The organism is Pontibacterium sinense (assembly GCF_015209595.1).
GTDB lineage: Bacteria > Pseudomonadota > Gammaproteobacteria > Pseudomonadales > Balneatricaceae > Pontibacterium > Pontibacterium sinense.
Window position 1 is genome coordinate 1 of the sequence record NZ_JADEYS010000045.1, and the last position, 807, is coordinate 807.

1 protein-coding gene is annotated in these 807 nt (G+C 48.0%); it reads right to left on the bottom strand.

Annotated elements, in window-relative coordinates:
• Window positions 1-743 (bottom strand): IS256 family transposase (locus IOQ59_RS21050; protein ID WP_193955449.1); only part of this gene is annotated, 743 nt, incomplete at its 3' end.
• Window positions 744-807 lie beyond the last annotated feature (64 nt).

Genomic DNA, 807 nt, shown 5'->3' on the forward strand with positions numbered 1-807 from the left:
GTTTCAGGGAAGGCGGTATTGATTGCATCTGGAAAGCCTTTCAGTCCATCAACACAAGCGATCAGGATGTCTTTGACGCCACGGTTCTGAAGCTCTGTGAGCACGTTGAGCCAGAACTTAGCGCCTTCATTTTCAGATAGCCACAGACCCAGCAGTTCTTTGTGGCCTTCCAGGTTAACACCTAGAGCCAGGTAAACCGCTTTGTTGATGACCTGTTTATCCTGGCGGATTTTAACAACGATACAGTCCAGATAAACAATGGGGTAAACCTCATCCAAAGGACGTGATTGCCATTCAATGACTTGTTCCAATACGGCGTTTGTTACTTTAGAAATGAGACTGGCGGAAACGTCAGCACCGTACATCTCTTTGAAGGTGGCGACGATCTCACGGGTGGTCATGCCCTTGGCATAAAGACTCAGGATCTTGTCGTCCATGGAGGTGAAGCGTGTTTGCTGCTTCTTGACTAACTTCGGCTCAAAGCTGCCATCCCGATCCCGTGGTGCATCAATCTCAAACTGACCATCTTCGGTACGTAATGTCTTACTGGAATAGCCGTTACGGCTGTTATCAGAAGGGCTTTGGCCATGTTTATCGTAACCGAGGTGCTCATCAAGTTCGGCATTGAGCGCCGTTTCGACGGTGATTTTGGTGAGCATCTGCCGAAAATCATTCAGATCGCTTTCGGTTTTGATCGATTTAGCGGCTTCGCGTGCGAAGGCTTCAAGTTGTTGCTTGTCCATACTGCCTATCCTTAGCCATTGCTGGCTCAATAATAGGCAGTTACACAGTTTTATCTACAGTCTC